This window comes from Pseudoalteromonas sp. MMG024 (genome assembly GCF_021654175.1).
In the GTDB taxonomy this organism is placed as follows: Bacteria; Pseudomonadota; Gammaproteobacteria; order Enterobacterales; family Alteromonadaceae; genus Pseudoalteromonas.
Window position 1 is genome coordinate 70,630 of the sequence record NZ_JAKFZO010000008.1, and the last position, 24,123, is coordinate 94,752.

At 41.3% G+C, this 24,123-nt stretch carries 26 protein-coding genes and 1 tRNA gene; 23 read left to right on the forward strand and 4 right to left on the reverse strand.

Translation table 11 applies throughout. From position 1 onward, the window contains the following. The first annotated feature begins 14 nt into the window (after positions 1 to 14). The 9 genes from ptsP (at position 15) to L1068_RS09315 (ending at position 7,741) form a co-directional block, all read left to right on the forward strand. Complete coding sequence (ptsP, locus tag L1068_RS09275) at positions 15 to 2,291, forward strand: phosphoenolpyruvate--protein phosphotransferase (RefSeq protein ID WP_237130032.1); 2,277 nt, start codon at positions 15 to 17, stop codon at positions 2,289 to 2,291. A 14-nt stretch (positions 2,292 to 2,305) separates the two neighbouring features. Continuing rightward, on the forward strand, positions 2,306 to 3,109 hold the full coding sequence (locus L1068_RS09280) for a sulfite exporter TauE/SafE family protein (protein WP_237130033.1): 804 nt from the start codon (positions 2,306 to 2,308) through the stop codon (positions 3,107 to 3,109). Between the two features lie 19 nt (positions 3,110 to 3,128). Then, positions 3,129 to 3,920: a prolipoprotein diacylglyceryl transferase gene (gene lgt / locus L1068_RS09285; protein WP_010560753.1), complete on the forward strand. Its 792-nt coding sequence runs from the start codon at positions 3,129 to 3,131 to the stop codon at positions 3,918 to 3,920. Next, complete coding sequence (locus tag L1068_RS09290) at positions 3,917 to 4,768, forward strand: thymidylate synthase (protein WP_237130034.1); 852 nt, start codon at positions 3,917 to 3,919, stop codon at positions 4,766 to 4,768. Before lgt ends, L1068_RS09290 begins: the two co-directional genes overlap by 4 nt. A gap of 24 nt (positions 4,769 to 4,792) precedes the next feature. After that, complete coding sequence (gene galU / locus L1068_RS09295; RefSeq protein WP_237130035.1) at positions 4,793 to 5,671, forward strand: UTP--glucose-1-phosphate uridylyltransferase GalU; 879 nt, start codon at positions 4,793 to 4,795, stop codon at positions 5,669 to 5,671. Between the two features lie 89 nt (positions 5,672 to 5,760). Beyond that, complete coding sequence (locus L1068_RS09300; protein WP_237130036.1) at positions 5,761 to 6,360, forward strand: FlgO family outer membrane protein; 600 nt, start codon at positions 5,761 to 5,763, stop codon at positions 6,358 to 6,360. Next, complete coding sequence (locus tag L1068_RS09305) at positions 6,360 to 7,013, forward strand: FlgO family outer membrane protein (RefSeq protein ID WP_010560749.1); 654 nt, start codon at positions 6,360 to 6,362, stop codon at positions 7,011 to 7,013. Before L1068_RS09300 ends, L1068_RS09305 begins: the two co-directional genes overlap by 1 nt. A 10-nt stretch (positions 7,014 to 7,023) precedes the next feature. Then, positions 7,024 to 7,584, forward strand: coding sequence for a FlgO family outer membrane protein (locus L1068_RS09310; protein WP_010560748.1), 561 nt, complete (start codon positions 7,024 to 7,026; stop codon positions 7,582 to 7,584). An 80-nt stretch (positions 7,585 to 7,664) separates the two neighbouring features. Further along, a tRNA-Arg gene (locus tag L1068_RS09315) sits at positions 7,665 to 7,741 on the forward strand. A 201-nt stretch (positions 7,742 to 7,942) separates the two neighbouring features. On the opposite strand, the gene L1068_RS09320 is transcribed toward L1068_RS09315, so the two are convergent. After that, on the reverse strand, positions 7,943 to 9,091 hold the full coding sequence (locus L1068_RS09320) for a flagellar assembly protein T N-terminal domain-containing protein (RefSeq protein ID WP_237130037.1): 1,149 nt from the start codon (positions 9,089 to 9,091) through the stop codon (positions 7,943 to 7,945). A 111-nt stretch (positions 9,092 to 9,202) separates the two neighbouring features. On the opposite strand from L1068_RS09320, the gene L1068_RS09325 reads away from it, so the two are divergent. Further along, positions 9,203 to 9,670, forward strand: coding sequence for an LPP20 family lipoprotein (locus L1068_RS09325; RefSeq protein ID WP_100914496.1), 468 nt, complete (start codon positions 9,203 to 9,205; stop codon positions 9,668 to 9,670). A 28-nt stretch (positions 9,671 to 9,698) separates the two neighbouring features. Here L1068_RS09325 and L1068_RS09330 read toward each other — a convergent pair whose 3' ends face one another. From L1068_RS09330 to flgA, 3 genes are all read right to left on the reverse strand, one after another. Beyond that, positions 9,699 to 10,112 carry a flagellar protein FlgN gene (locus L1068_RS09330; protein ID WP_237130038.1) on the reverse strand — a complete coding sequence of 138 codons (414 nt, stop codon included), beginning with the start codon at positions 10,110 to 10,112 and terminating at the stop codon, positions 9,699 to 9,701. Positions 10,113 to 10,115: 3 nt separating this feature from the next. Further along, on the reverse strand, positions 10,116 to 10,436 hold the full coding sequence (gene flgM / locus L1068_RS09335; protein WP_010560744.1) for a flagellar biosynthesis anti-sigma factor FlgM: 321 nt from the start codon (positions 10,434 to 10,436) through the stop codon (positions 10,116 to 10,118). 131 nt (positions 10,437 to 10,567) lie between these two features. Next, positions 10,568 to 11,284 carry a flagellar basal body P-ring formation chaperone FlgA gene (gene flgA / locus L1068_RS09340; protein WP_237130039.1) on the reverse strand — a complete coding sequence of 239 codons (717 nt, stop codon included), beginning with the start codon at positions 11,282 to 11,284 and terminating at the stop codon, positions 10,568 to 10,570. A gap of 140 nt (positions 11,285 to 11,424) precedes the next feature. Between flgA and L1068_RS09345 the strand changes: the two genes are divergently transcribed. The 13 genes from L1068_RS09345 to flgL all read left to right on the forward strand — a co-directional run bounded on the left by L1068_RS09345 (position 11,425) and on the right by flgL (position 24,072). Then, positions 11,425 to 12,357: a chemotaxis protein CheV gene (locus L1068_RS09345; protein ID WP_237130040.1), complete on the forward strand. Its 933-nt coding sequence runs from the start codon at positions 11,425 to 11,427 to the stop codon at positions 12,355 to 12,357. Between the two features lie 11 nt (positions 12,358 to 12,368). Beyond that, a complete protein-coding gene (locus L1068_RS09350; RefSeq protein ID WP_040641235.1) occupies positions 12,369 to 13,199 on the forward strand; it encodes a protein-glutamate O-methyltransferase CheR in 831 nt (276 codons plus the stop codon). A 63-nt stretch (positions 13,200 to 13,262) separates the two neighbouring features. Continuing rightward, positions 13,263 to 13,667, forward strand: a complete 405-nt coding sequence (gene flgB / locus L1068_RS09355) for a flagellar basal body rod protein FlgB (RefSeq protein WP_010560740.1) — start codon at positions 13,263 to 13,265, stop codon at positions 13,665 to 13,667. Between the two features lie 2 nt (positions 13,668 to 13,669). After that, positions 13,670 to 14,092 (forward strand): flagellar basal body rod protein FlgC, encoded by a 423-nt coding sequence (gene flgC, locus L1068_RS09360; protein ID WP_010560739.1) that lies wholly within the window; start codon positions 13,670 to 13,672, stop codon positions 14,090 to 14,092. Positions 14,093 to 14,104: 12 nt separating this feature from the next. After that, positions 14,105 to 14,791, forward strand: a complete 687-nt coding sequence (locus tag L1068_RS09365) for a flagellar hook assembly protein FlgD (RefSeq protein ID WP_010560738.1) — start codon at positions 14,105 to 14,107, stop codon at positions 14,789 to 14,791. Positions 14,792 to 14,870: 79 nt separating this feature from the next. Continuing rightward, positions 14,871 to 16,193 carry a flagellar hook protein FlgE gene (gene flgE, locus L1068_RS09370; RefSeq protein ID WP_237130041.1) on the forward strand — a complete coding sequence of 441 codons (1,323 nt, stop codon included), beginning with the start codon at positions 14,871 to 14,873 and terminating at the stop codon, positions 16,191 to 16,193. Positions 16,194 to 16,345: 152 nt separating this feature from the next. Beyond that, positions 16,346 to 17,092, forward strand: a complete 747-nt coding sequence (locus tag L1068_RS09375; protein ID WP_010560736.1) for a flagellar basal body rod protein FlgF — start codon at positions 16,346 to 16,348, stop codon at positions 17,090 to 17,092. Between the two features lie 18 nt (positions 17,093 to 17,110). Next, complete coding sequence (flgG, locus tag L1068_RS09380) at positions 17,111 to 17,899, forward strand: flagellar basal-body rod protein FlgG (protein WP_010560735.1); 789 nt, start codon at positions 17,111 to 17,113, stop codon at positions 17,897 to 17,899. Between the two features lie 12 nt (positions 17,900 to 17,911). Then, positions 17,912 to 18,595 (forward strand): flagellar basal body L-ring protein FlgH, encoded by a 684-nt coding sequence (flgH, locus tag L1068_RS09385; RefSeq protein ID WP_100912908.1) that lies wholly within the window; start codon positions 17,912 to 17,914, stop codon positions 18,593 to 18,595. Between the two features lie 8 nt (positions 18,596 to 18,603). Further along, the gene (locus L1068_RS09390) at positions 18,604 to 19,698 is read left to right on the forward strand and encodes a flagellar basal body P-ring protein FlgI (protein ID WP_010560733.1); all 1,095 of its coding nucleotides are present in this window, start codon (positions 18,604 to 18,606) and stop codon (positions 19,696 to 19,698) included. Between the two features lie 134 nt (positions 19,699 to 19,832). Then, on the forward strand, positions 19,833 to 20,822 hold the full coding sequence (gene flgJ, locus L1068_RS09395) for a flagellar assembly peptidoglycan hydrolase FlgJ (RefSeq protein WP_237130042.1): 990 nt from the start codon (positions 19,833 to 19,835) through the stop codon (positions 20,820 to 20,822). Then, on the forward strand, positions 20,822 to 22,831 hold the full coding sequence (flgK, locus tag L1068_RS09400; RefSeq protein WP_237130043.1) for a flagellar hook-associated protein FlgK: 2,010 nt from the start codon (positions 20,822 to 20,824) through the stop codon (positions 22,829 to 22,831). The genes flgJ and flgK overlap by 1 nt, the downstream gene beginning before the upstream one ends. A gap of 5 nt (positions 22,832 to 22,836) precedes the next feature. Next, positions 22,837 to 24,072, forward strand: coding sequence for a flagellar hook-associated protein FlgL (flgL, locus tag L1068_RS09405; protein ID WP_237130044.1), 1,236 nt, complete (start codon positions 22,837 to 22,839; stop codon positions 24,070 to 24,072). Positions 24,073 to 24,123 lie beyond the last annotated feature (51 nt).

Below are 24,123 nucleotides of genomic sequence, written 5' to 3' on the forward strand. Positions count from 1 at the left end.
TTAATGAGGTAACTGTGCTAACAGCATTACGAGAAATCGCGCAAAAAGTGTCGCAGCAAAGTAATTTGAAAGCGGCGCTTGAGTGTTTTGTTTCAAGTGTTAAAAGCACTATGAAAACACAGTGCTGTTCGGTCTATTTTGCTGATTATGCACAAGACGCATTTGTTTTGATGGCAACAGATGGTCTTAACCCTAAAGCGGTTGGTGAATTCAGAATTGGTTTCACTGAAGGTTTAGTGGGATTAGTTGCCCAGCGCGAAGAGGCCATCAACCTTGCTTTTGCAAAATCCCACCCAAGATTCAAACTGGCACCTGAAGTTGACGAAGAAAACTATAATGCATTTTTAGCAGTACCGATTGTGCATCAAGGTAAGATCCTTGGCGTAATAGTTGTGCAGCAACAGCTCGCTAGAGTATTTAGCCAAGATGAAGAGTCTTTTTTAGTTACGTTATCAGCCCAATTGGCAGCGCAGTTAGCGAATGCGGAAATTCAACATTTACTCGAATTTAGTGAATCAGAGCAAAAGACTACCTGTTTAAAAGGATTGAGCTCAGCCCCAGGCATTGCACTTGGTAAAGCCTATGTGATGGCGCCAAGTATCGATTTTAGTCAATTAGAATTGATGAAATGCGACGCTCATAGCGAACAAATTCGACTTTTCCATCACGCGGTCATTACCACGCGTAAAGAATTTCGTCGCATGGCTGCGCAACTTGATAGCGATCTTGGTCAAGAAACGTTGGCGGTGTTTACCGTTTATGAACAACTGCTTGAAGCAAAGAGTTTAGGCGATCAAGTTGAAGCTAAAATTTATCAAGGCTGGTGTGCTAAAAGTGCATTAAAGTTAGTGATTGAAGGCTTGGTTGCTCAATTTATGGCAATGCAAGATACCTACATTCGTGAGCGCGCCATTGATATTCAAGATATCGGTATTCGCGTATTACATCATTTGCTCAACAGTGAATATAAAAAGCATCATTTTGATGCGCCAATTATTTTGGTTGCCGATACCATAACGCCTACCATGCTTGCGGAAATTCCAAGAGAGATGTTGGCAGGGGTAGTGAGCATCAGTGGGGCGGCGAACTCACATGCCTCTATTTTGACGCGTGCAATGGGGATTCCCGCAATTTGGGGGTTATCTGGCTTACCGATTTCCCATGTGGCAGATAAGTTTTTAATTTTAGATGCGTATGCTGGCCGTGTTTATATTTCGCCCACCAAAGCGCTTATAAACGAATATGCTAAGTTAAAGCGAGAAGATGCGCGTTTACACGATGCATTTGATGCTGAGTATCAGCTAGAGGCAGTAACGCTTGATGGGGAAGAAATAAGCTTGTATGCCAATACCGGGCTTGAAGTTTCAAATGATTTGATAAATGCCAAATATTTGGATGGCATAGGTTTATATCGTACCGAAGCTTGGTTTATGCAACAAAATGCATTTCCAAGTTTGGCAGAGCAAGAAGCCTGGTATCGTGAAATACTATCAGCCTACCATCCGTCGCCTGTGACCATGCGTACATTGGATATTGGTGGTGATAAATGCTTAAGCTATTTTAATTTCTCAGAAGAAAATCCATTTTTAGGATGGCGTGGTATTCGTATTAGCTTAGATCACCCTGAGCTGTTTTTAGAGCAAGTAAAAGCCATGCTAAAAGCCAATATGGGGCTCGGTAATTTAAAAATTATGTTGCCTATGGTGGCTGACGTAAATGAGGTGGAGTCATCAAAGCGCCTTATTCAACAAGCCTTTTTTGAGTTACAAGATGAGTGGCTTCCTGAGCAAGGAAAGTTAGCAATGCCGCAAGTAGGTATTATGCTTGAGGTACCTTCGAGTGTTTATTTATTACCTGAGTGGGCTAAGTGCGTTGATTTTTGCTCGGTGGGAAGTAATGACTTAACGCAATATATGCTGGCGGTTGATAGAACTAACGCGCGAGTAGCGAATTTATTTGATAGTTATCACCCCGCAATACTGCGCGTACTTAACGACATTGCGATTCAATGTATTGATTATCAGTTACCGTTTAGTTTGTGTGGTGAGCTGGCTGCTGACCCTGAAGGCGCGTTGTTGTTAGTGGCTATGGGTTATCGTGATTTGAGTATGAGCCCAAGCGCGATTAATAAAGTAAAATACGTATTACGACGCTTAAACGCCAGCGATATGGAACAACTGTTAGTGACCTGTTTGGCGGCAAAAAACGCAAAACAAGTGCATCGGTTATTAAGGGAATTTATAATTCATCACAAATTAAGCCAAATTCTGTATACTAGCGCAGTCCACTAAAACTTAGGTTGTTCATGTCTGATATTTCGATAGTTTTTTTTAGTTGTATGGCGCTTGGCTGCTTGGTTGGATTTTTGGCTGGACTGCTTGGTATTGGTGGTGGATTAATTATTGTACCGGTGCTGAGCTACCTTCTACTCGCGCTAAATTTAGTACCAGCCGATCAAGCCATGGTCGTTGCTATAGCTACATCGCTGGCATCGATTATATTTACCTCTTCAAGCTCCGCTTACGCACATCATAAAAATCAAAATATTCCATGGAAAATAGCCCCTTGGGTATTAGTTGGTGTATCAGTTGGTGCATTATTAAGTGGCGTGATTGCCACCGGTATTAGTAACGATACCCTACAGTTGATTTTTGCCAGCTGCGTTATTTTTATCGCACTACGCATGATTTTACCGCATCAACCAAAAACACAATCAGCATTGCCTCACGGCAGCATTTTAACCCTGGGAACCAGTGTTATTGGTGCGGTGTCTGGCATGGTGGGTATCGGTGGCGGGGCGTTATTAGTGCCATTTTTAACGCATTTTAAACTCGATATGCGAAAAGCCATCGGTTGTGCGGCATTGAGTGGCATTTTAATCGCTACTTTTGGCGTAGTCGGTTATATTAGCTTAGGTTTGCAATACCATGATGTAAGCGAAGGCTTTATTGGTTTCGTTTATTTACCCGCATTAATCGGAATTGTATTAACATCGGCGTTTTTTGCACAGTTTGGCGCAAAAGCGGCGCAGTATTTACCAGTAAAAATAATAAAACGTATTTTTGCGGCACTGTTAGTGATTGTCGCAATTAGAATGTTAAGTAGTTAAAAAGGAAAGGTGGAAATAAGTGGATTTTCCAAATATTGATCCAGTGTTTATTGAGATAGGTCCAATAAAAGTACACTGGTACGGCATGATGTATTTGATTGCGTTTGTAACGGCTTCATTTTTAGCATCTCGCGCGGCAAGCAAACCAAATAGTGGTTGGACTAAAGAGCAAACTAGTGACTTATTATTTTACGGTATGCTTGGCGTTATTTTAGGCGGCCGTTTTGGTTATGTATTCTTCTATCAATTTAGCTACTTCTTAGAAAACCCACTGTACTTATTTAAAATTTGGGAAGGCGGCATGTCGTTCCATGGTGGTGTAATTGGTGTAGTAACGGCGATAGCCTGGTTTGCCAAAAAACAAAATAAAACCTTGTTGGGAGTAGGTGACTTTGTTGCGCCACTTGTACCGCTTGGTTTGTTTTTCGGCCGCATCGGTAACTTTATTAACGGTGAGTTATGGGGCCGAGCATCTGATGTGCCATGGGCGATGGTATTTCCAACAGGTGGCCCTGTGGCGCGCCACCCGTCGCAACTTTACGAAGCTATTTTAGAAGGTTTAGTGCTGTTTGCGATCATTCAGTTTGTAAACAGAAAGCCACGCCCTGAAGGTGTTATTGGCGGCTTATTCTTGTTTGGTTACGGCTTCTTTAGATTTATTGTTGAATACTTCCGTGAACCCGATGCACATATAGGCCTTTATGGCGGTATTATTTCGCAGGGGCAAATTTTGTCGCTTCCAATGATTTTAGCTGGCCTTGGTTTAATGTTCTGGGCTGTAAAACGCCAACAAAAAGAGTGTAATGCATGAAACAATATTTAGAGTTATGTCAGCGCATTGTTGATGAAGGCCACTGGGTAGAAAATAAACGCACCGGTATTCGCTGCCTAACGGTGGTAAACGCTGATCTAGAGTACGATGTAGCGAACAATAAGTTCCCGTTAATCACCACACGTAAAAGTTTTTATAAAGCGGCGATAGCCGAATTATTGGGTTATTTACGTGGCTACGATAACGCCGCACAATTTAGAGCGATTGGGTGTAATACCTGGAACGCCAATGCGAATGAAAATAGCGCGTGGCTAAACAATCCGCACCGTAAAGGTGAAGATGATATGGGCCGTGTTTATGGCGTTCAGGGACGTGCTTGGCAAAAGCCTAATGGTACAACGCTTGATCAACTGAAAAAGATTGTTGATAACCTTAAAAATGGCGTTGATGATCGCGCCGAAATCTTAACTTTTTACAATCCAGGTGAGTTTGATATGGGCTGTTTACGCCCATGTATGCATACTCATACCTTTTCGTTGTTAGGTGATACGCTTTATCTAACATCTTATCAGCGCAGCTGTGATGTGCCGCTTGGTCTTAACTTCAATCAGATTCAGTGTTTTGTACTATTAGCATTAATGGCACAAATCTGCGGATTAAAAGCGGGTAAGGCGTACCATAAAATTGTAAATGCCCATATTTATGAAAACCAACTTGAGTTAATGCGTGATGTGCAGCTAAAACGCGAGCCGTTTGAATCACCAAGCTTAACTATTAATCCAAATATTAAAACGCTAGAAGATATTGAAACCTGGGTGACCACCGATGATTTTACGGTGGAAGGCTATCAATATCACGAGGCGATTAAATACCCATTTGCCGTATAACTACAATTAAGGAAGAGAATAATAATGAAAGCAGTCATTCCTGTAGCAGGCTTAGGCACACGTATGTTGCCAGCAACCAAAGCTATTCCAAAAGAGATGCTTCCAATTGTCGACAGACCATTAATTCAATACATTGTTGAAGAAGTTGCCGCAGCTGGCATCAAAGAAATCGTATTGGTAACGCACTCGAGTAAAAACTCAATTGAAAATCACTTTGATACTAGTTTTGAGCTAGAAGCGACGTTAGAGCGCCGCGTAAAACGTCAATTACTCGAAGAAGTTCAGGCTATTTGCCCAAAAGACGTGACGATTATTCACGTGCGTCAAGGTGAAGCAAAAGGGTTAGGCCACGCTGTTGAGTGTGCCAGACCAATCGTTGGCGATGCGCCATTTGCCGTGGTGTTACCTGATGTAATTTTAGATAACGTGAGCTGCGATTTAAATAAAGATAACCTTGCCGACATGATTACGCGTTTTAATGAAACTGGCCACAGCCAAATTATGGTTGAAAAGGTTGCTGATGAAGACGTGGATAAGTTTGGTATTGTGAATATTAACGGCAATGAACTGCTACCTGGTGGCAGCACCGCAATCAAAAATATTGTTGAAAAACCCAAACGCGATGAAGCGCCTTCTAATCTTGCAGTGGTAGGGCGTTACGTTCTAGATAAATCCATTTGGCCGCTACTTAAGAAAACACCGTTAGGCGCGGGAAATGAGATTCAACTTACCGATGCCATTGCAATGCAAATGAAAGAGCAGCAAGTCGATGCCTACTACATGAAAGGTAAAAGCCACGACTGCGGCTCAAAGATTGGCTATATGAAAGCCAATATTGAATATGCACTGCGTCGTGATGACCTTAAAGATGAGTTAAAGGCGCACATTCAATCATTACTGTAGTATTTTAAATACTTTTTGAGAATGCCACTTCAAAGTGGCATTTTTTTTGCTTTATTTTTGTGATGTCAATGTGTTTGAAGGTGTCACAAATGAAACAAATTTTTTGCATTGGTTTTACTAGCCTTATACTGTTGGGTTGCTCAAGTGAGCCTGTAATCACAGAGCCAATTGAAGCTAAAGTATTTAATCAAACCAATGTATCTGAACGAAATGTGCATAGCTTTGCAAAGCAGCTTGCCGTAACTATGTTTGATACCATGCCTAAGTTAAATGCAGACAATCGTATTGCAGTGGGGACCTTCTTGCCAGAGCAAGATCTTAAAGACAAACAAGACCCGCAATTGTTGACTCTTGGCAATCAAGTTCAAGCAAGTCTTCAGACACTTTTTACGCAAGTTGGTGCAAGCGTTATAGAATTTAAAACTTCAGAATACATCACAATTGTCGATACCCAAGACATTATGCTGACACGCGACAAATCACAGTTGTCTGACAACTTGGCTGTTGATTATTTTTTAACAGGTACAATCAGCAAGATTGAAACGGGCTTTTTAGTGAGTGCAAGATTAATAGACTTATCTGATAAACGGGTTGTTTCGGCAGCAACCGAAATGTTCCCAGCTAACGTTAATTGGCAGCAAAGCAAGATATCGTTACGTGATGGAAAACTTTATAGGAGTACATACTAATGAAGGTTCGCATGGTTAAATCAATCGGAGTCGCTTCAATAGCTGCTGTTGTGGTTGGATGTACTACATTGGGCAACAATACAACGGTTGCAGCTAGTGACGAAACAACTGAGCAAGTAGATAGTCGTTTTCAAGCTTACAGTGCGGATTCGTTTATGGCGAATAAGGGGACGGTTAAAGAAATTAAAAATATTAACCATTATGTGCGAGGATTAATGCATCAACTTGCAGATAATGTTAAATACGTTAACCAAAGCACTCCAATTGCTGTGACTAGCTTTGTGCTGCTTGATAGTGATTTACAAAAAACTAATTTAGTTGGTAATCAGATTGCTGAAAGTTTTATTCATGAAATTCATAAGCTAGGTTTACCTGTTTTGGATTACAAGACCACTGATTTTTTCCGAGTGAGTACGGAAGGAGACTATATTTTTAGTCGGGACTACATGGAGTTGCGTTCGGATTTACCAATAGATTATGTGTTATCAGGTACCCTAACGAAGCATCAGAAGGGATATTTAGTCAATGCACGAATCATTGGCATAAAATCAAAAGCAGTCGTGGCGTCAGCGCAAGGGCTCGTGCCTGATTATGCGATAAAGTCACTGCAAAATACCAAAAACAACGATGGTATTCCGTTACGAAAAGGTTAGGGCAGCATTTATGAAACATTTAATCGCGGGAGTAGCAATACTTGCTTCTGGTTGTCAAACTACAGTGCAACAATCTCAAGAACAGAAGAAAGTGTATCCTGTTGCACAACATCAACCAGCGAATCGAATTGCACCAATTAATGACTATTTGCTTGATGAATATGCGGAACAAATCGCAATGAAATTGATGGCTAACCTTGATGCAGAGCCAGAACTGGTTCGCTTAGCCGTAACATCATTTGTCGATTTAGATGATAACCTACAGTATGCAAGTCGATTTGGAAATCAACTTGCTGAATCGATGCTGACAGAAGTTCAGGCATATGGTTTAAATGTAGTAGATCATAAAGTCATGCCAGTTGTTCGCATAGATGGTAATGGTGATTACACATATTCTCGTGATGTTAAGCAACTAAACTCTCAAGGTGTTATAAATGCCGTGTTAAGTGGTACGTTACTATATAAAAGTAACGGTGTGGTGATTAACTCTCGCATTACTAGCTTGAGTGACCAGCGTATAATAGCCAGCGCCAAATACACAATCCCATACAGTGTTGCATTTGATGAATAGCACGCAAAGGTAAACTGTTGTTTCCTATAAGTTGATTGCTTTCTCTTTTTACTCTTTGATAATCTTGAATAAATGATATTGTTCTCGTAGCTCAGTTGGATAGAGCATTCGCCTCCTAAGCGAAGGGTCGCAGGTTCGACTCCTGCCGGGAACGCCATTAACGCCTATTAAGTTTTAACTCGTCTTTTTTAATTGTTATTTGAACGATATCAAGCGGTTGTTTAAATCGAGCTATCTTTTATTGTTATGTAGCAGCGTGATTAACGTATTTCTTGAAGGTTACGTGTTTACTCCGAGTTATTTTACAATAGAACAGGTTATTAAAACTAAATGCTAAGCTTCTCTTGGTTCTAGCCCCTTAGAAGCTTGCCAATGTAACCAAATCGCCAATTTGTACGTTTGCGAGTAGTTTGTCGCCTATCACTTGAGCGATAGCAGTGTTTTGATTTACCTGAGAGACTCTCAACTGGTAATCAGTATTAATAATAAGCTGCTTTTGATTAAACCCTTTGCGCAGTGCAACTTGCAGCTTTTGTCCTTTCACTAGATTATTTTCAGCGCCAAGGCTAATGATCACGGTATCGTGATCGACGCTTAAAATACGTGCTTGCGCTGGAATACAAGCAAGGTAGCTTGCTAAATCTTGGCCAAGCTTTAAGTTGATATCTGATATCGCTTGCCCATAAGGCATGGTCCAAAACTTTTCACTGTTCACATCGATACGGGCTGTTTTTTTGGTTTGCCAGGTGGCAAATGTATCGTAGTGTGTTTGTTTCAGCAGTTCGCCGGTTAAGCCATTGTATAGCGCCGTATTTATCGAGAAAAAACGTTCATAAGCTTTATTTTGCCAAAATGCTAACGATGAACTCTGTTGCTCACCAAGCGATAGGTCTTCTATTTGCGATATCCAGACAAATTGACTGTTATTTTGGTCGGCAATTTGTTGAATAAGGACGCTTGAGTTGGCATCAAAATGCGCGGTAAACAGGTTTTTGGTATTAAGTTTACGATTTATATCGGCTTTTGTGTTGAATAAATGGGTAAACTGATACAAATGCTTTGCGAGCTTTTCGCTGTATGCTTTTGGTAATTCAAAAATTTGACCATAAGTTGCATGGCTCGGAGTTTTAAAACCGGTTCTTGTTAGAGCCACATTCTTTTTAATCGATGAATTTTGGCAAGTCTCGCTATTGTCTAAAATATCAAGCCTAAGTGTAATTGAGAGCGTGTTGTCTGATTGAATCTCATCAATTACTTCAATCTGATCGATTGCGCCATGGGAGTAAACTTGGGTGCTTGGTGTTTGCCAAATACCATTTACCACTTGCTGCAGACTAGTCACTTGCGCACCAGAAAAAAGTAGAGCTTGCTGAATAGCGTTTTCGGTTGCCATCATTCGAGCTTGTTCAGCATTACCATTGCGTATTTTGGCTTGGCCGGTTGATTCATACCAAATTGCATGAGACGAAAAGCTCACAATAAAAAGAAGTAATACTAGATGTCGCATAGCGCAGCTCTCAATTTAAACCTTAGTTTGTATATTCAATTTCTGTACCAAACTATACAGTGGCGCGAAAATTGCTAATTCAAATTTAATATGCATTTGTATGGTGGCAACATGTTGAAATCAATTTTCAAAACATCAACTCTGGTAACGAGCTTATATTTATTAGGTGGCTGTAGCCAACTGTTTGATAAACATATTGAATATGAATACCAAACACCAGATAACTACCCAGTGCTGTATGCGGTAGGGTATGCACCGATCAGTTTGCAACCGGGTACAACAACAGAGCAAAAATCGATTATGGCAATGAAGGCATCAAAGCTTGAGGCTTATCGTGAGCTTGCGGAACAAGTTTACGGACAAAAAGTTGACGCGCAAACGAGCGTTAAAGGCCTAATCGCTAGTAATGATACTTTGAAAGTACGTGTGCAAGGTGTTGTACGTGGTGCGAAAGTGACCAAAAGCTACGCTGTGGGTGATACGTATGCGACAGAAGTTGAGCTAGATATGAAATTGGTACATGACTTATACATTGGTCAAACAAAACCAAGAAACGTAAAAAAAGTAACCTACTACTAGCAGGTTACTTTTTTTTAGTAAATTCAGATTACGCTTTTAGCCCGCGAGCAATCGGGTTAGGTAGAGAGAAAGATTTGCCCGTTTTGTCGTATCCGGTATGACTTTTACCAAACAAGATATTTTTTAATTTTTGTGAAGCAATCTGGCTTTGATTTGCTGCTACTTGATTCACGTCATTCTGCTTTTTGCAGTCAACTAATACCTGATTAATTTGGTTGATTGTTGGCTGGTATTCAGCTTTATTAATACCGTCTTGATCAATTAATTTGGCAATGTGTTGGTCACGTTGCTGAATTGACTGCAACGATGTAACTTTGCTTTCAACAACAGATATCAACGATTCATGATCGCGCGCAACTATAGCTTCTAATTCCTGCTTTAGGATGTCAGCCATAGTATTCAACTCATCAAGTTGTTGCGCTAATATCTGTTCTAGATTCATAAACTATCGACCGAAAAGTTTAAATTCAAGTTTATTGATATTTTCAGCAAGTTTCTCTGCGTCAATTTTGTATTCGCCGTTAGCGATCGCTTTTTTCAGCTCGTTTACTTTTTTCTCATCAATACCTGATGATTGCTCCGCTTTTTCATTTAGCTTTTTAAGCTGTTGAGCTTGCGGTGTAATGCTCACTGAATCGCTAGTTGCTTTTGCCGTAGCAGTATTCACTTGCACTTGTTTATTAGCAGTTTCAGACGCTTGCTGCTTAGAGCTTTCAAGCCTGACGTTTGCTTGGCTGTTTGAGCCTTGATTTATTTGATTAACCATGACAGTTCTCTCTACTAAGATTTCACATCTTATGTATCGGCATCTCGGGTACAACCTTTAATAAAAAATGCACTATTTTTATTAAATTTGTAACCTCTTATTTAACCTGAAATTTCTACTAGAGTACAGCGTTAAATTGTGACTTTTACCAGCTCAGTGTTTAAAACTCTTGCCTGAATTTTCTTTTTAGATTTTACATTGCGAATACTAATGTTGTCGCCTATGCGGCCATCTTCAAGCGCTTCACCTTGCGTTTTAATTGTCATGCCTTTAAAGCTTGCCAAAATAGTAATTTTATCGCCTTTACAAATAGTACAAATATAATTGTAGTTGATAGTTTGTCCCGTACGAACATTTCGTTTACTCCGGCTACCTATTAAGTTAGTACTCGATTTAAATTGATTCGAACGCGTTAAGTGTTTTGCAACTTGCTTGCTGGTTAAATGTTGTGCGGTAATTCGTTGCCCTTTACTGATCCCTTGTGCTGCCGTAATCACTTCAACGAGCTCCAATTGCTTCACATGCACAAAAACTTGCCAATTATTTTGATCTAAACACTTAATTTTTATAGTAGATTGCCGATTAGTATTGATAGGGTTTGCGGCACTTACTTGCAACTCGCGCTGACATGTTCGTGTTTTGATACGAGTATCGAGCGGTAATGCCGTAATTGACAACTGCGAATTCGGGTGTCGGTTAGGGTTGGGTTGTCTATTATCCGCAACATAATCTATTGCGATTTGCTGCAATTCTAACTTACTGTAAACCTTTGCTTTGAGTGAAGTCATAGCAAGCGCAGCAATTTGTATTAAAATAAAGAAATAAAGATTTTTTTTAAACAAACTCATAATGTTTCGACTATGCTTTATGGGTAAAACAAGGTATAACTAGCGAGTGTCAAAATTATGGCACATCAATGTTATACGGTAGTACAATAACAAAGAAGCAAGAAGTATTCCTTTTCATTGCTTCAAGTTAGGAGATTGAAATGGCAGGCATTTTAGATTCGGTTAATCAGCGAACGCAACTCGTAGGTCAAAATAGGCTAGAGTTGTTGCTGTTTAAGTTAAAAGGCAGGCAGCGGTTCGGAATTAACGTGTTCAAAGTACGTGAGGTTTTACAGTGTCCTAACTTAACGGCAATGCCAAAATCTAATCATTATGTTAAAGGTGTGGCGCATATACGTGGGCAAACAATTTCGGTTATCGATCTTTCGTTAGCTATTGGTGGTCCAGGGATCCAAGATACAAAAGATTGTTTTATTATCATTACTGAATATAACCGTTCAGTACAGGGCTTTTTAGTCGACTCGGTTGAACGTATCGTTAATATCAACTGGGAATCAATTATGCCACCCCCGTCAGGTTCGGGGCGTTATTCGTATTTAACTGCAGTAACTGAAATCGAAAAGGAACTCGTTGAAATACTGGATGTAGAAAAGATACTGAATGAAATTTGCCCAGTAAACACCGAGGTGAGCGCTGATTTGGTTTCAGATGGTGAAATGCAAAAAGACCTTGGTGAGCGTATTGTATTTATTGCCGATGATTCGACAGTTGCGAGAAACCAAGTGAAACGTGCACTTGAGCCTTTAGGTGTGCAAACTGAGGTGGCAAAAAATGGACGCGAGGCGCTAATTCGCCTGAAAGAAATTGCCGAGAAAGATTGCCAAAGTGTGGTCACTGAACGAGTAGCGCTACTTATTTCAGACGTAGAAATGCCAGAAATGGATGGATATACGCTAACAGCCGAACTAAAGGCTGATCCCAGAACAGCACCGCTTCATGTTATATTACATACATCACTCAGTGGTGTATTTAATCAGGCGATGGTTGAAAAAGTCGGAGCTGATGATTTTATTGCGAAGTTTAACCCAGACGAGTTAGCTACTGCGGTTAAAAAGTGGGTTCATGAAGATTAGACCAGCGAGTAATAAACTTGAACAAAAACTTAGATGATAAAGAATATCAGCAATTTAAAAGCTTTTTAGAACAGCAATGTGGCATTGTACTAGGTGACAATAAACAGTATCTAGTAAAGAGCCGTCTTGCACCTTTAATGGCAAGGTTTGATGTCGACTCTTTATCTGAATTAGTGACTAAAACGCTTAGCCCGCGTGAACGTCAGTTAAGGGCTGCAGTTGTTGATGCAATGACAACTAATGAAACCCTGTGGTTTCGTGATACATATCCATTCGAATTGCTTAAGAATAAACTTTTCCCTGAACTTTCGGAGCTGCGTAGACCTATTAAAATTTGGTCTGCTGCAAGTTCCTCTGGACAAGAACCGTATTCAATCGCTATGAGTGCAGCTGAATTTAAGCAGTCAAAGCCTGGGGCGCTAGCGGGCGTTAATATTGTTGGTACAGATATATCTAACACCATGTTAGATATCTGTAAAAATGCTGAATACGATTCGCTTGCGCTGGCACGAGGTCTTTCACCTGAAAGACGTCGCAAGTTTTTTACGGATTCAGATCACGGTATGGCAAAAGTGAACGATGATATAAAGCGGATGGTGAGCTTTCGTCACTTAAACTTGTTAGATTCGTACGCTCTTATGGGGAAATTTGAAATCATTTTTTGTCGTAATGTGCTGATTTATTTCTCACCGGAAGTTAAAGCGAAAATTATTAAACAATTTCACCAAGCCCTTAGCCCTAAAGGGTATTTGTTTCTAGGCGCGTCTGAATCTATGACCGGATTAAGCGAGGATTTTGAAATGATCCGCTGCAATCCTGGTATCATTTATCAAAAAAAATAATTAGCTAGTAGCTCTGGCTTACTATTTGCATAACTTCTTCAAAGTCACTTTTTTGGAGAAGTTATGGCTATCAGTTTTGACAGAGCACTCGGCATTCATCCGCAAGCTACTCTTGCTCGTTCGCAAAGAGCAGAAGTGCTAGCAACCAATATTGCTAACGCAGATACGCCAAACTACAAAGCGCGAGATATCGATTTTTCAAAAGCCCTTGAGCAGGCTAAATCGAGCCAATCTAAGCGCTTGTCGACCACTCACGAAAAACACTTCGATCTATCTATTAATAGTTTAGAAAGTAACACCTTGTATCGAGTACCCACTCAGCCTGATACCGGTGACGGTAATACTGTGGATATGCAGGAAGAACGTAGTAAGTATGTTCAAAACGCAATGGAGTACCAAGCGAGTATTAACTTTTTAGGCGGTAAGTTTAAAGGCTTGAAAAAAGCACTAGGTGGGCAAGGGGCATAATTATGAGTCTATATAATGTATTTAACATTTCTGGTACTGGCATGAGTGCACAATCTGTGCGTTTAAATACGACTGCAAGTAATTTGTCTAATGCTAACTCAGTGAGTTCAAGTGCAGATGAAACTTACCGTGCACGTCATCCTGTTTTTTCTGCGGAGTTGAGCAAAGCGGTTAATGCGCAACAAGGTGAAGCGGTTGGAGTAAAGGTGCTTGGTATTGTTGAAAGTGACAAACCGCTAAAGCGTGAATTCAATCCAGAGCATCCGCTGGCTGATAAAGATGGTTTTATCTATAAGCCGAATGTCAATGTTGTGGAAGAAATGGCAAATATGATTTCGGCATCACGTAATTACCAAACCAATGTTCAAGTAGCTGATGCAGCGAAACAAATGCTGTCTCGTACTCTGCGCATGGGTCAAAACTAATAGGAGCTGATCATGACAACAAACGTGAGTAACGACAGTTTTATTGATTCAGTTAAATGGAAAACACCGACTGGTGTTCCTGAACAAAATGATAACGATCAGCTAAAACAAGAAGATTTCTTTGCATTGTTAACGCAGCAGTTATCGTATCAAGATCCGACAAAACCTGCGGATAACGATCAGATGATCGCGCAAATGACTAGCTTTTCGATGGCTGATGGTATTAGTCAATTGAATGCAAACTTTGAAAGCTTTGCTTCAACGATGACTTCGAATTCTGCACTACAAGCATCAACTCTGGTTGGTAAAGATGCACTGGTGCCATCAACAGTGCTTGAACTGAGAGATGGCAAAACATCTACAGGTAGTGTAGCGCTGGATACCTCGGCTCATGATGTCACCGTAAAAATCAAAAATGCAGCGGGTGAGGTTGTTCGCACGCTGGATATTGGTTCGAAGACAGCGGGTGCTGCAAAGTTTGAGTGGGATGGCAAAGATGAAAGCGGAAATCCGTTGCCACCTGGCAATTACGCGATGACAGCGGAAGGACGAGTCGCAGATGGTGAGTATATGAGCTTTCCAACAGGAGCGTTTTTGAACATTTCAAGTGTTAGTTTAAAAGGCACTCATGGCTTGGTGCTTAACACGGGCGCTGGTTCGATTAATTTAAGTGATGTTGTCGAAATCGCTCAAGGTTAATCTTGGCATTAAAGTTGAATAAATAACTCCGAGTAAGCAGTTTTCTAACAATCAGGACTGCGAGTTTAAGAGGTGAATTATGAGTTTTAATATTGCATTAACGGGATTGGCTGCGGCACAGAAAGATCTCGATGTAACCGCAAACAACATTGCGAACGTAAACACAACAGGTTTTAAAGAGTCACGCGCTGAATTCGCAGATGTATATGCTGCGTCGGTATTTAGTTCGGGCAAAACAAAAAATGGTGACGGTGTGCAAACAACGGTTGTTGCACAACAGTTTAACCAGGGTTCATTACAGTTTACTCAGAACGCGCTTGATTTAGCGATTACCGGCGAAGGTTACTTTGCGATGACTGATTCATTATCATCGCAAGATTATACTTATACTCGTGCTGGTGCATTCAAACTTAACAAAGATAACTTTGTTGTTGATGCACAAGGGAACTTTTTGCGTGGTTTCCCTGTAGACCCATCGAACGGAGATACAACATCCGTCAGTTTGAGTACGGCAACTCCGATTCAAATTCCTGACGCATCAGGTGCACCACGTGCAACCAATAATGTGTATACCTCATTTAACTTAGATGCCGGTGCAACTCAGCCTACGGTATCGCCATTTAATCCAAAAGAATCTGCTACGTTTAACGCATCTACGTCTACAACCGTATATGATTCACTTGGCGAGCCGCACGTTATGCAGTTCTATTTTGTAAAAACTGGTACAAATAATCAGTGGAATGTTCACGCTACATTAGGTGGACAAGAGTTTGATAGTACAGGTACTAACCCACCGGCAGGCCCACTGGCAACATTTACGTTTGATTCAAGCGGTTTGCCTCAAGCTCCTGTTACTGCGCCTAATACCACATTTGACCCTGTTTCATTAACAGCGACTAACTTATCAAGCCTTTTAACAAACGGTGCGGCATTTCCAAATGATGTAAATATCAATTGGCGCGACGAAGTAGGCACAGCACAGAAACAACCTACTCAGTATGCGAGTCGTTTTGAGGTAAAAGCACTTGAACAAGATGGTGCGACAGTAGGGCGTTTAACGGGTATTGATATTGGTACCGATGGTAAGATAGTGGCGTCATACAGTAACGGTGATTCAACCTATATTAGCCAAGTGTCTATGGTACGATTTGCTAATTCACAAGGTTTATCTCAGGTAGGTAATACAGCGTGGAAAGAAAGTTTAACGTCAGGTGAACCAATTGCAGGTGAGCCAGGATCGGGTACATTAGGTACGATTAATTCAAGTGCGCTCGAGCAATCTAACGTAAACTTAACTAACGAACTTGTGGATTTAATTTCCGCGCAGCGAAACTTCCAAGCGAACTCACGAGCTTTAGAAGTCAACTCAACACTGCAACAAAATATCTTACAGATCCGCTAATTTAGTTAGCGTAATTCACTTCTTTATCGGGCTGATTTTTCAGCCCTTTTTTATTCTATTTGTTATTTCTTAATCGCGTCAATTTTCAATCATTGCGATTGGCATCATTTTTGCTCTACCTAACTATTGGTGATCATTTTTAGGTCGAGTCGATGGATAAATTACTTTATGTCGCTGCATCGGGCGCTAAACAAAATATGCTGGGCATTGCAGTTAAAGCTAATAATTTAGCTAATGCAAAAACCACTGCGTTTAAAGCTGATTTAGAGCAAGCTCGTTCTATGCAGGCTTTTGGTGAAGGCTTGCCAACACGCGTGTTTGCGATGGAAGAAAGACCAGGTTCACGTTTGAGTGCTGGTGCTTTATCTATGACCGGACGTGAACTTGATATTGCAGTCGGTGAAAACGGTTGGCTCGCTGTGCAAGATGCAAATGGTGACGAGGCCTACACACGTTCAGGCAATTTACGCATGAGTGAAACAGGGCAGCTATTTACAGCTAATGGCTTACCTGTAATCGGTGAAGCTGGGCCTGTTATTTTGCCAGTGCCGATTGAAAAAGTACAAATTGCCAAAGACGGCATGATCCAAGTTAGGCCGCAAGGCGCACCAGCAAATTTTATTGAAGATATCGACCGCTTAAAGTTGGTCAGTGCGTATGGTGTTCAACCTTTAGAAAAAGGGTTGGATGGCTTGTTTAGAAATAAAGATGGGGCGGAACTGGATACCGACCCAAATATGACTGTAACTAGCGGTGCATTAGAAATGTCTAATGTAAACCCAGTTGATGAGATGGTGGGAATGATTTCACACCAACGTCAGTTTGAGTTGCAAGTCAAAATGATGAAAACCGCAGAGAAAATTGACGAAAGCCAAAGTTCTCTTATGCGAATTTATTAATGGTTTTTGGAGGTTAGTATGCATCCTGCATTGTGGATCAGTAAAACAGGTATCGATGCGCAGCAAACCGATACGTCTGTAATATCAAATAACTTAGCAAACGCGAGCACCGTAGGGTACAAAAAAAGCCGTGCGATTTTCGAAGATTTACTTTATCAAAATATTAATCAGCCTGGGGGGCGCTCATCGCAAGATACGCAGCTGCCATCGGGTTTAATGTTAGGTGCGGGTTCTAAAGTAGTTGCCACGCAAAAGAATTTCTCACAAGGAAATATGCTAACAACTGATAACTCTATGGACTGGATGATTCAAGGTCAGGGCTTTTTTGAAGTTGCGATGCCGGACGGTAGTCTCGCCTATACGCGAAATGGCCAATTTACTACGGATGAAGAAGGTCGCATTGTAACATCGGGCGCGGGTTATCCGTTACAACCAGAAATGAATGTCCCTGATGATGCACAGCAGATTATTGTATCGCAAGATGGCGAAGTGTCAGTACGTATCGCTGGGCAAGCAGACAACGCAGTAATTGGTCAGCTCACCATTTCTGATTTTATTAATCCATCAGGCCTTGAGCCTATGGGACAAAACCTCTACACAGAAACCGCAGTAAGTGGTGCTCCCGTGCAAGGTAACCCGAGTGTGGATGGATTAGGTGTGATTGTGCAGGGCTCTCTTGAAACATCAAACGTGAATGTAACCGAAGAGTTAGTAAATCTTATTGAGACACAGCGCGTTTATGAGATGAATTCAAAAGTGATTTCTTCGGTTGATGAAATGTTGAGTTACATTAATCAGCAGCTTTAATAGGTGGTTAGTATGAGTAAGTTACTATTAACATTGATCGGCAGCGCACTTTTAAGCGGTTGTGTGACAACAGCAAACCGCTTCGTCGAACGTGATGATCCGTATTATGCGCCGCTGTATCCTGAAGATACCGATGTGTCGCAGGTAAATACGGGGTCACTTTATAATATACATTACTCAAATGACCTTTATTCAGACCAAAAAGCGTTGCGCCAAGGTGACATTATTACCGTAGTGCTGAGTGAGTCAACTCAGGCGTCAAAAACGGCAAAAACGGAAACTGACCGAGAAACGGACTTTGCACTATCACCGGTTACTGGATTTGGCGGTAATGCAGTTACGATAAATGGTGATGCGTTGCAATACGGTGTTGGTTCAGAGGGCTCATATAAAGGCGATGCGAAGTCAGATCAGTCAAATAGTCTAAACGGTAATATTTCAGTTAATGTGATGCGTGTATTACCAAACGGTAATTTAGTTATTCGCGGTGAAAAGTGGCTTACGCTTAATACCGGTGAAGAATTTATTCGCTTAGAAGGCATCGTTCGTCCGAAGGATGTTAGTGCTGACAATATGGTGATGTCTACCCGTATTGCAAACGCACGTATTCAGTACTCTGGTAAAGGGGCACTGGCAGATGCACAAGAAGCAGGCTGGTTAGCGCAGTTCTTCTTAAGCCCATTAAACCCTTTTTAGGAGGTCGCATGCGTAATTTTGCTATTGGTTTTATCGCGCTTCTTAGTCTTTTTAGTTTCCCAACAACAGCAGAACGCATTAAAGATGTGACCGTTGTTGAAGGGGTGCGTAGTAACCAGCTTGTTGGTTATGGTTTAGTTGTTGGTTTGCCTGGCACAGGCGAAAAAAGTAGCTTTACCGAGCAAAGTTTTAAAGCCATGCTCAGCAGTTTTGGTATCACTTTACCTGCAAACTTAAAGCCTAAGATTAAGAATGTCGCAGCAGTAGCTGTACATGCTGATTTACCGCCTTTCGTGAAACCGGGCCAAACAATCGATGTTACTGTATCGTCAATTGGTAGCGCATTAAGCTTGCGCGGTGGTACATTAATTCAAACCTTTCTAAAGGGCGTTGATGGCAACGTGTATGCAATTGCACAAGGCAGCATGGTGGTTAGCGGATTAGGCGCCGAAGGTGCTGATGGCAGTAAAGTATTAGTAAATACACCAACTGTGGGCCGTGTTCCAAATGGAGCGATTGTCGAACGTGCGGTCGCATCGCCGTTTAACCAAGGTGATCACATTACATTTAATCTGCACCGCCCTGATTTCTCTACTGCAAAAGCCTTGTCTGACACGATAAACGATTTAGTAGGTCCCAATACAGCCACAGCGATGGACGCAGCGTCGGTTAAAGTGTTAGCACCACGCGATCCAGCGCAGCGCGTAGCTTACCTTGCTACTTTAGAAAACCTTGAATTCGAACCAGCTGATAACAGCGCAAAAATTATCGTTAATTCGCGTACAGGCACTATCGTGATTGGTAAAAATGTCACTTTAGAGCCCGCTGCAATCACCCATGGTGGATTGACTGTCACGATTGCAGAGCAGCAAAACGTTAATCAACCCAACGCACTTGCTGGTGGGCAAACGGTTGTTACCGAGCAAAGCATTATCGATGTAGCCCGCGATGATACTCGTGCCTTTGTGTTTGACCCGGGTGCGAGTTTAGATGATCTCGTGCGAGCGATTAACGAAGTCGGCGCAGCGCCAGGTGATTTAATGGCAATACTTGAAGCGCTGAAAGAGGCGGGCGCAATAAGTGGCCAGCTAATCGTTATTTAAGTTTAAAGATTGTTACTAAAGCCCTGCATTGCAGGGCTTTTTTGTTTAGCGTTCTAGTTTGGTTTCTTTGGCTTGATTTTTGCATTGAATTATTAGTTTATTTCGTAGCCAATTTATTGAATGAGAGCTGACTTATGGATGGTAACAACATAAATCATCAACAAAGTTTCTTTGACTTGAGTAACTTAGATTCTTTACGTCAAGAAGCGCTGCAAGGCGATCCTGATAAAAAGGCGCTTAAGCAAGTTGCAGCTCAGTTTGAATCTATTTTTACCCAAATGCTATTTAAAAGTATGCGTAAAGCCAATGAAGCATTTGAAGACGAAGATAGCCCGTTTAATGAAAGCAGCGTTAAATTTTATCGTGATATGCACGATCAGCAGCTTTCTATGGAGCTTTCACAAAGTGGAGCATTAGGGCTTGCCGATATTATTGTCCAGCAACTTTCACCAACGCCAGGAAAATACACCCCTGCAAGTTTGTTTTCATCAAGCCAAATTGCGCCAATGCAAAAGCCTTCATTGAATACCGCAAATACAGATTCACCACAACAGATAAATACAACAGGTGAAGGTACTGCCTTTGAAAATGAGCAGTCGTTTGTTTCTGAGCTTTGGCAGCACGCTAAAAACGCAGCTGAAAAAATAGGGTTAAGTCCAGCTGTTATGTTAGCGCAATCAGCGCTTGAAACAGGCTGGGGAAAACATGTGATTACTAAAAGTGATGGGCAAAGCTCAAATAATTTTTTCAATATTAAAGCTGATCGTGCATGGCAAGGTGATAAAACCGCGAAAGCTTCGCTTGAATTTGAACAAGGCGTTGCCGTTAAAAAACAATCTAATTTTAGAGCGTATAACAGCATTGCCGAAAGTTTTGATGATTTTGTGAATTTTTTACAGCAAAACCCACGCTATCAGTCAGCGCTAAAAATAACATCAAACCCATCTCAGTACCTCGATGAATTACAAAAAGCAGGGTATGCAACTGACCCTAATTATGCAGATAAAATAAAAGACGTGTTAAAGCGCAGTGAATTTACGCAAGCACTCGATGCTGTCGCTTCAGGAATAAATGTAAAAGATATGATGAAAAGTTCGATAACAAGTTTAGGAGGCACTAACTAATGTCTTTTAATCTACTTAATATTGCAAACTCAGGTGTACGTGCAAGCTCAGAGTTACTTCAAACTACCAGTAAAAACATTACCAACGTCAATACCGAAGGTTATGTTCGAGAGCGCACAGAACATAGAACACTGTTCGATAATCAAGTTGGACTTGGGCAAACTTTCCGCTTAGTGAATAGTTTTGCGCAAGAGCAGCTTAATCGCGATATTTCCAATGCGGCTTTTTACAACCAAATTGTTAGCGAGTCCGCGCGAGTAGATAGCCTATTTGCTGAAGAGTCTAATAGTCTCGGAACGAGCATAAACTCGTTGTTTGGCTCGTTACAAGATAGTTTAAACCAACCATCGTCTAGTGTTAGTCGCTCCCTGTTTTTTAGTAATGCCCAAGGTTACATCGATCAGCTTAACCGATTATCGGGTATCGTTTTTGATCAAAAAACCATCGTTAACGATCAGCTCGAAATCTATGCGAATGAAGCTAATTCACTTATCACTAAGATTAGCGAGCTAAACTTATCAATTGCTTCTGGAACATCGGGGCCTGATGGCAGTGCTCTAAATGGCACTATCAATCAGCGTGATTTGGCAATTAAAGAGCTATCTGAATACATCGACATTGAAACACTTGATGGTCCAAATGGTGAAAAACTTGTATTTATGGGCACGGGTGAAGCTGTTGTAATGGAAGATGGCGCGTTTAATTTATTTTCAATTTCTGGTGATCCTGACCCCAATTTTAAAGATTTAAAATTAGATGTGGATTCAGGCAAAGCTATACCGCTTGAAGTGAATACCAGTGTACTAAAAGGAAAAATTGGCGGGCTACTAGCTTACCGTGAAGAAATACTTATTTCGTCACAAAACAAGTTAGGCCAATTGAGCCTAGCAATGGCGGATGCATTCAATCAGCAAAATAGGCTTGGATTAGACGGCGATGGTGAGCTTGGCGGCGATTTATTTAACATTCCAACCGCAGGTGCTTATTCCTATGCAGCGAACACGGGGACGGCTCAAATAAGTGGAACCATTGAGCCAGGTAAAGGCAGTGAGTTACCGCCAAATGATTTTTTAATTGAGTATACAGCAGCGAACCAAATTACAGTTACTGCGCTTGATTCATATGGCGACCCAATTGGTACGCCTATTGTTGCAGCTGTCGCTGCTGGGCAGGCTAATTCGGGCACAGCGGTAGGCGGAGAGCTTTTTGGTTTGCAAATTAATGTAGGAGCAGGCGCTGCAGTTGGTGATAAATTTGAACTTAAACTTAACTCAGAGGCATCGACGAGCTTCGATCTTGCGACCATGCGACCGGAAGATTTAGCGTTAGCTTCACCGATACGCACTAACAGTGACTTAGCCAACAGAGGGTCAGGTAATATAGCGTCAAGCACTGTTTCTGACACCACTGCACCAGGATTTAATCCAGGTCCTCCGCCAGTTTTAGCTAATGGCACCATTACACTAACTAAAACGGCAAATCCTAATGAGTTTACAATTACTGATGGTGCACCACCCGTAACGAATACGGTTGTTTTGACACCGCCTTATGACAATGTTTTGGCACAAGCAGGTGCACCATACAATACCTATGGTTTTGATTTTAACCTTGAAGGTATAGCAGAAACGGGTGACTCATTTACGATTGAGTTTAATACTGATGGCTTTGACGATAGCCGAAACGGCCTTTTACTGGCAGATATTCAAAATCGAGAGTTAGTGAGGTCAAGTGCTATCGTAACCAATGGTGATAACCTCACTAAGATTAATGAAGCATACGGTAATATAGTGACTGATGTTGGTATGAAAACTGCGCAAGCTAAAACCAATCAAGTGGCATTTGATGCGTTAGCTAATCAATCTAATGCGTGGTATGAGTCGATTTCAGGTGTAAATTTAGACGAAGAAGCGGCTAACTTATTACGTTATCAACAATCTTATGCGGCAGCGGCAAAGATCTTAAGTACCGCAAGCACAGTGTTTGACACAATACTTAATGCAGCGAGGTAGTCGAGATGCGTTTATCGAATAATATTATGTATCAAAATAGCCTCGATAGTATTTTGAGTGGCCAAGAGAAACTTGTAGATTCTCAACTGAGAGTGAATACGCAGAAAAAGGTACTAACAGCAGCGGATGATCCCGCCGCTATGGCACAAGCGAACTTGATTACGAAAAAACTAGAACTGAATGACCAGTTTGACAAGAATATGAGTTTCTTACGCGGGCGCTTAGAAGTAGAAGAAAATGCGCTAAAAAGTATGAATACGCAAATAGAGCGAGCACGCGAACTTTCTATTCAAGCTGGTAATGGTGCATATACTCACACCGACCGTGAGGGTATTAGTAAAGAACTAGCTGAAATTCAAAAAAGTTTACTTGATTTGATGAATACGCGCTCTGAAGATGGGCGTTTTATTTTCTCTGGTTTTCAAGATAGTAAAGCGGCTTATTCTTACGATAGTGCTAGTCAAACTTATACATACAACGGCGATCAGGGTAATCACTCGATTCAAGTTGCTACTTCAACTTATATTCAAGCTACTGACAATGGTGCAGATTTGTTTGAAAAAACGAAAGCGCGGCTAAATGTTGCCAGTAATGCGATGACAATATTGCCGGGGGCAATTACCGCGGGCAGTGTGTATGTTAAGCAACAAGCTGAATTTGATCAATTTCACGCTAACTATTATGACCCGCTCACACCCGCGAATAATACTTTCAATGTAGTCGTTACGGCTGGCGCACCAGATCAGTACGAGATCAGACAAAATGGCTCGCCACTAGTACCTGCTGTCACTGGAGATTTTACCGGTGAGTCAATAGAATTTGCTGGCATGGAGATATCGCTACAAGGTGCTGCGCCAGGGCAAGCTGATTTTACGCTAGAAACACCTACCAACAAGAACATTTTAAACACATTAGAAGGGCTTATTTCGGTACTTGAAAATCCTGCAAGTACGCAGGCTCAATTGCAAGAGACGCTTGCAGATTCAGTTGTAGAGTTAGATAATGCGCAAGAGGCAATTACTTTCACCCGGGCAAGTATTGGGGGGAGATTAAATGCCGTTACAAGGAATGAAAATGCCAATTCCGGAGAGGAAATCGTAAACGTTGCCACCAAGGCAAGTTTATTAGAGGCCGATATGGCTGAAGCAATCAGCGAATTGAAGAAAAATGAAACCGCGCTACAGGCCGCGCAAGCGACATTTGGCCGAGTTTCAGGTTTAACTTTGTTTGATTATATATAAGTTGGCACGTTTAATGCTTTTAAGTTAGTGCGTCAAAGACGCAACTTAGTG